Origin of the sequence: Azoarcus sp. TTM-91 (assembly GCF_012911025.1) — a bacterium.
Lineage (GTDB): Bacteria > Pseudomonadota > Gammaproteobacteria > Burkholderiales > Rhodocyclaceae > Azoarcus.
In genome coordinates this window covers 1-5,793 of the sequence record NZ_WUEI01000182.1, presented here as the reverse complement: position 1 = coordinate 5,793, position 5,793 = coordinate 1, and the positions used below count along the sequence as shown (strand labels likewise).

Here is a 5,793-nt window from a genome sequence, read left to right as displayed (position 1 = left end):
CGTCACATTCTGTCCCGCCCACATCGGCGAGAAATCGCCGCGGCCGGCCGCTTCCGCCGCGGCGCGCAGGGGTGCGGCAAAGGCGGTGGCCAGCGGAAAGGCGGGCGCCTCGCCCAGCGGGCCTTGTTCGCTCACCAGCCGGTTGACGATGGCCCGCGCCGGGCGGCCGGTGAACACATTGGTGAGCACCGTATGCGCGGCCGCCGGGCTCTTCAGCGCGGCACGGTGGATGGCGCTGGTGTCCGCCTCCGGGCACAGCAGGAAAGCGCTGCCCACCTGCACGCCGGCCGCACCCAGCGCCATCGCCGCCCGCACCCCGCGCTCGTCGGCGATGCCGCCGGCAGCGATCACCGGCAGTTGCACCGCATCAGCAATGCGCGGCAGCAGGCTGAACAGGCCGCGCTGCAGGCTGAGGTCGTGATCCAGGAAATGGCCACGGTGGCCGCCCGCTTCCAGGCCCTGCGCGATCACCGCATCCGCGCCGCGCTCGGCCAGCCAGCGCGCCTCTGCCACCGTGGTGGCGGACGACAGCACCTTGCTGCCCCAGCCCTTCACCCGCGCCAGCAGCGCCGGCGCCGGCAGGCCGAAGTGAAAGCTGACGACCGGCGGGCGGAAGGCTTCCAGCACCTCGGCGATCTCATCCGAGAAAGGCTGCCGTCCGGCGCCCGCCGGCGCCGCCTGCTCCAGCCCGAACTCGGCGTAATACGACGCCAGCCTCGCCTGCCAGGCGACTTCCCGCGCCACATCCGCGGCCGGCGGCTGATGGCAGAAGAAATTCACATTCCAGGGGCCGGCGGCCTGATCGCGCAAGACGCCCAGTTCGGCAGCCAGCGCCTCCGGCGTCAGCATCGCCGCCGGCAGCGACCCCACCCCGCCCGCCGCGCACACCGCCAGCGCCAGCCGGCTGCCTTGCACGCCGGCCATCGGCGCCTGGACGAGGGACAGTTGGCAGCCCAGCAACTCCCGCAACATCGGCATCTCTCGCATCTCCTGTCAGACGGAACGTGGCAGCGTAATCCGCTTTGCCGCACGGGCAAAGCCGCTGGCCTGCCACGGAATGGCGAACCACGGCGCGCCGCCGCCTGCCGCTGCGCTAGACTTGCGGGCTAAGCCGCGTGGCCGGGTCCGGCCGGCGGCGGTCTTTTCACCGGAGTCCCTCATGAGCCTGCTGGCCCAACTGAAGAAAGACGCGCTGGTCGCGCGCAAGAACGCGGCAGCCGTGCGCGCCACGCTGCTGAGCACCCTGATCGCCGAAGCCGAAATGGTGGGCAAGAACGCCGGCAACCGCGAGAGCACCGACGACGAGGTGCAGGCCACCCTGCGCAAATTCCTCAAGAACAATCAGGAAGCACTGGCGGTGATCAAGGACGAAGCCCGCCGCGCGGTATTGGCCGACGAAGCCGCCATCCTCGCCGAGTACCTGCCGCCGATGGCGACCGAGGCGGACGTGAAGACCTTCATCGCCGAGACCGTCGCCGGCCTCGCCGACCGCAGCCCCAAGTCCATGGGCGCGGTCATGGGCGCGCTCAAGACCCGCTTCGGCACCGGCTTCGACGCCAAGCAGGCCAACGCCTGGGTACGGGAAGCGCTGGCGGGCTGACCGCCCTCCCGGGCCGCAAAGCCAGCGGCCGAGCCGGGAAACGCGGCGCCGGCGGCGTCCTGCCACCTACCGCCGCGCCGGTGGCAACGCTGGCCTCCCCCTGCGCCCGGCCTGGCCCTCCCAGGCCGGCAAAGGCTGTGTAAGCACCGGTTTCAGCGATGGAACACGACTTCCAGGCAGCAGTCGTAACGGATACAGGGCGCGCCCGCTGCGAAACAGCGGCACGCTGGCCGACAACCCTGGCCGCCTCCGTCCGCCTTCTTCCCGATTGGCTTCCCCTCCGCCCCAGGGCGGCATCACGCCGACGCGCGGCCTCGTCCAGTGCAGGAGAACCATCATGCTCGATCGTCCCATCGCCGAAGTCCTCAACCATCGCCCCTGCCCCTCACTGCCGGGCGACACCCCGGTGCGCGAGGCCGCGCGGATGATGAAGGAACACCAAACCGGCGCGGTACTGGTCGTGAACGGCCACGACGCGCTGCTCGGCATCTGCTCCGAACGCGACATCGTCAGCCGGGTGGTGGCCGAAGCGCGCGATCCCGGCCGGGTGAAAGTGCAAGAGGTCATGACCACCGGGCCGGAGTCACTCTCCGAAGACAAGCCTTTCAGCCACGCCCTGCATTTGATGTACGAGGGCCGCTTCCGCCATGTTCCGGTGGTGGATGCGCAAGGTCACGCCGTCGGCATCCTGTCGCCGCGCGATGCGCTCCAGTGCGACGCCCGGGAGTTCGAGCAGCAGATGGTGAACCGGGAAGAGATCACGGTGATTCTGTAAGGCGCTGCCCGGCCACAGTGGTGAAGCGGCAGGAAGCCGCCGGGCCGCGCGCCCCCCTGCAGGGTGCCTTTCCACGATGGCAGGCAAGGGAGGCCAGGCGCCGCGAGCCTCGGTGTCAGCCGCGGGATGCCGGTCGCCCCACCGTCGCTCGCAGCGCGGAACAATCTTGCCGGAAGGCAACAGCGGGAACGGGCTGACCGTTCGTCGACCTTACGCACCCTGTTTGAGGACGCCGCCCGGCGGCAGCCGGACTCAGTTGCCAGCTTGCAGCCGGCCCGGCTCATGGCGCTTGAACCTGCGCTTGAAGCGCCGGGCCACCAGGCAGCGATCAGCCCTCGCCGCCCGTCTCCTGTTTGCGCGGACGGCGGCTGCGCGTGGAGGTACGCGGCTTGGCCTCAGCCTCGGCGGGCTCCGCGGACGGCTTGGCCCGGGCCTTGGACTTCTGCGCCTTTTCGCCTTCCGGCTTGGGGGCCGCCGGCGCGGCTTCGGCAGGCGTGGGAACAGCCTTGGCCTGAGCTTCCGCAGCCGCTTTCGCCGGCGCACGCCGGCCACGTCCCCCCTTGGTCTCGGCCGGCACGGCCTCGGCGACCGGTGCAGGCGCGGCCTTCGCCACGGCAGCCTCGCCCTTGGCCTCGCTTTCCGACTTGCGCCGGCGGGACGTGGAGCGTGCCGGTTTGGCTGCAGCGGCCTTCTCCGCCCCCCCGGCCGCCGGTACCGCTGGCGCAACCGGCGTCTCGACCACCACGACCACCGGCGCCTGCGTTTCCGCCGCTACCTCGCCGGCCGCCGTGGCGTCCTTCGGCTTGCGCCCCCCGTCGTTGCGATGCCGGCCGCGGTTGCGCCGGCCACCGCGTTCGCGCTCGGGCGCCGGCGGCGCTTCGCTCACGCCGGCGTCCCAGGCCACCGGGTCCTGCTCCGCCTCGCCCTTGTTCTCCGGCAGCGGATGCGGCATCGGTGCCGGCTGCAGCGCGGGCGCGGCGCCGGCGCGGCGATAGACGTAGGTGCCGGACTTCTCGTCACGGCCGAAATCCAGCAGGCCGCGCGACTGGGCCTCTTCCAGCAGGTTGCCGAAGGCGCGGAAGCCGAAGTAGGACTCGTTGAAATCCGGCTTGCGGCGCTTGATCGCCTCTTTCAGCATGGACGCCCAGATCTTGCCGCCATCGCCGCGCTCGGCCAGCAGCGCCTCGAAGGTCTCCACCGCGATCTCGATGGCCTTGCTGCGGCGCGCCTCCAGCTCGTCCTTGCGGCGCTTGTCTTCTTCCGGCGAACGCCGCGCCGGCTGCGCGTCGCGCGCCTCCGGCGTATCCCGCTTGGCCGCGCGCTGGTCGCGCACCAGGTCGTCGTAGAAGATGAATTCGTCGCAATTGGCGATCAGCAGGTCGGAGGTGGATTGCTTCACCCCCACGCCGATCACCATGCGGGCGTTCTCCCGCAGCTTGGACACCAGCGGCGAGAAGTCCGAATCGCCACTGATGATCACGAAGGTATCCACATGCTGCTTGGTGTAGCAGAGGTCCAGCGCGTCCACCACCAGGCGGATGTCGGCCGAGTTCTTGCCGGACTGGCGCACGTGGGGGATCTCGATCAGCTCGAAGTTGGCCTCATGCATCGCCGCCTTGAAGCCCTTGTAGCGCTCCCAGTCGCAATAGGCCTTCTTGACCACGATGTTGCCCTTCAACAGCAGGCGCTCCAGCACCCGCTTGATATCGAACTTCTCGTACTTCGCATCCCGCACGCCCAGCGCGACGTTCTCGAAGTCGCAGAACACCGCCATGCTGGCGTTCTCATGGGATGAAGCCATCTTTTTCTCCTTTGGATTCGGCAACCGAAGCGCTACCTGCGCCGGCACATCGAACGGCGCCGGCAATCGTCCCGCGGCGCCGCTGCGGCACCGCCTTCATGGCCGTCATGATAGCCGCTCCTTCGCAGCCCGGCCGCCGCGCGCTATGCTCGACGGCCCAGACCAACACCACCGCCACCATGTCGAACCCCACCGACACCCCCGCTTCCCCGCCCTGGCCCAATGTTCCCGCCTGCTACGACTGGCTGTCGCTGGACCGCCGCGGTACCTGGCGGCTGCGCGGCGAGGCGGTGATCCACGCCGGCCTGCGCGCCTTCCTCGACCGGCATTACGGTCACGACGAAGCCGGCAACTGGTTCGTGCAGAACGGCCCGCAGAAGGTCTACACCGCGCTCGACTACATGCCGCTGGTGCTGCGCCTGCAGCCGAACGGCGGCCTGCACACCCATACCGGCGACGAGGCCGGCGCCGTCACCGGCGCCTGGCTGGACGAAGAAGGCAACATGCTGCTCGCCACCAGCGCCGGCCCGGCGCTGGTCGATGACCGCGACCTCGCCGCCCTGCTCGCCGAATGCCGGCGGGCCGACGGCAGCCCCGCCAGCGACGAAGCCCTGCTCGCCGCCCTCGAAGGCCAGGCCTTGCTGCGCTGGCGCGACCTGCCGGTGCAGACCCTGAATCGCGCGGACGCCGCGGCGGTGTTCGGCTTCAATCCAGCTCCCCGCGCGGGCTGAACCCTCCGGCCGCAGCTGACCGCCAGCCGCCGGCAAGGGCCAGGAGGCGCCCCGCAGCCCCAAGCGCCGCTTCGCCCCCAAGCGCCGGGCCGCACTGCCAGCCTCTCCTTTTCTCCCTTTTTCCCCTCCCTCCGGAAACCAGTCCATGCTCCTGACTACCCTGCGCCTCCTGCTGGGACTCGGCCTGCTGCCCTTCAGCCTCTGCGCCCATGCTGCCCCGCTCGCCGGCGGTCTGCCGGCTGAGGGCGCGCCGCTGCACGCTGGCCAGGAAATCGAAGACAGGCTGGAGAGCAAGCAGCGCCGCGCCCACGCGCTGCGGCTCTCGCCCGGCGACTATGTGCGCGGCCGGCTGGAAGGCAAGGGCATGCGGCTGCTGCTCACCGACGCCGCCGGCGAGCGGCTGCGGGTGCTGGGCGAAGGCAAGGACGCCAGCCAGGACTTCATGTTCGTCGCCGGCGACGCCCCGCCCTACAAGCTGGAAGTGCGCGCCCCGCAGGCCGGCGGCTACCGTCTGCAGATCACCGAGATCGTGCCGCGCGCCCGGCAGCTGCTGCCGGCGGCGGTACCGGACAGCCCGCGCCTGCGCGCCCTGCAGGCCGAACTCGGCCGCGGCGGCAACAGCGATGCCTTCTGGCACGAACTCGCGCAGGCCGGCACGCCTCTGGTCGAGCGGGCGGGCGTGACGCCGCCGCTGGCCCAGGGCGAGCTGCTGGTCACCTTCCTGTGGCGCGGCGCCCGCGACAACGTGCGCCTGTTCGGCGCCCCCTCCGGCGACCATGACGAACTCCAGCGCCTGGACGGTTCCGACGTCTGGTTCCGCAGCTACCGCCTGCCGGACAGCAGCCGCCTCGGCTACAAGCTGGCGCCGGACGTGCCGACGCTGGAC

The 5,793-nt window shown here is 70.9% G+C and carries 7 protein-coding genes; 4 read left to right on the top strand and 3 right to left on the bottom strand.

What is annotated here, in order from left to right; genetic code table 11:
- A partial coding sequence (locus GRF61_RS23045) for a nitronate monooxygenase (protein ID WP_169152959.1) occupies positions 1–978 on the bottom strand: 978 nt, incomplete at its 3' end.
- A gap of 181 nt (positions 979–1,159) precedes the next feature.
- Here GRF61_RS23045 and GRF61_RS23040 point away from each other — a divergent pair.
- On the top strand, positions 1,160–1,600 hold the full coding sequence (locus GRF61_RS23040) for a GatB/YqeY domain-containing protein (protein ID WP_169152958.1): 441 nt from the start codon (positions 1,160–1,162) through the stop codon (positions 1,598–1,600).
- A 337-nt stretch (positions 1,601–1,937) separates the two neighbouring features.
- The gene (locus GRF61_RS23035; protein ID WP_169152957.1) at positions 1,938–2,375 is read left to right on the top strand and encodes a CBS domain-containing protein; all 438 of its coding nucleotides are present in this window, start codon (positions 1,938–1,940) and stop codon (positions 2,373–2,375) included.
- Positions 2,376–2,703: 328 nt separating this feature from the next.
- On the opposite strand, the gene GRF61_RS23030 is transcribed toward GRF61_RS23035, so the two are convergent.
- Positions 2,704–4,176, bottom strand: coding sequence for an NYN domain-containing protein (locus tag GRF61_RS23030; RefSeq protein WP_169152956.1), 1,473 nt, complete (start codon positions 4,174–4,176; stop codon positions 2,704–2,706).
- Positions 4,160–4,285 carry a hypothetical protein gene (locus GRF61_RS25140; RefSeq protein WP_282447270.1) on the bottom strand — a complete coding sequence of 42 codons (126 nt, stop codon included), beginning with the start codon at positions 4,283–4,285 and terminating at the stop codon, positions 4,160–4,162. The genes GRF61_RS23030 and GRF61_RS25140 overlap by 17 nt, the downstream gene beginning before the upstream one ends.
- On the opposite strand from GRF61_RS25140, the gene GRF61_RS23025 reads away from it, so the two are divergent.
- Positions 4,275–4,907 carry a DUF2946 family protein gene (locus GRF61_RS23025; RefSeq protein ID WP_248281412.1) on the top strand — a complete coding sequence of 211 codons (633 nt, stop codon included), beginning with the start codon at positions 4,275–4,277 and terminating at the stop codon, positions 4,905–4,907. The genes GRF61_RS25140 and GRF61_RS23025 overlap by 11 nt on opposite strands.
- Before the next feature lie 145 nt (positions 4,908–5,052).
- Positions 5,053–5,793: enterochelin esterase domain-containing protein (locus GRF61_RS23020; RefSeq protein WP_169152955.1), on the top strand; the 741-nt coding region annotated here is incomplete at its 3' end.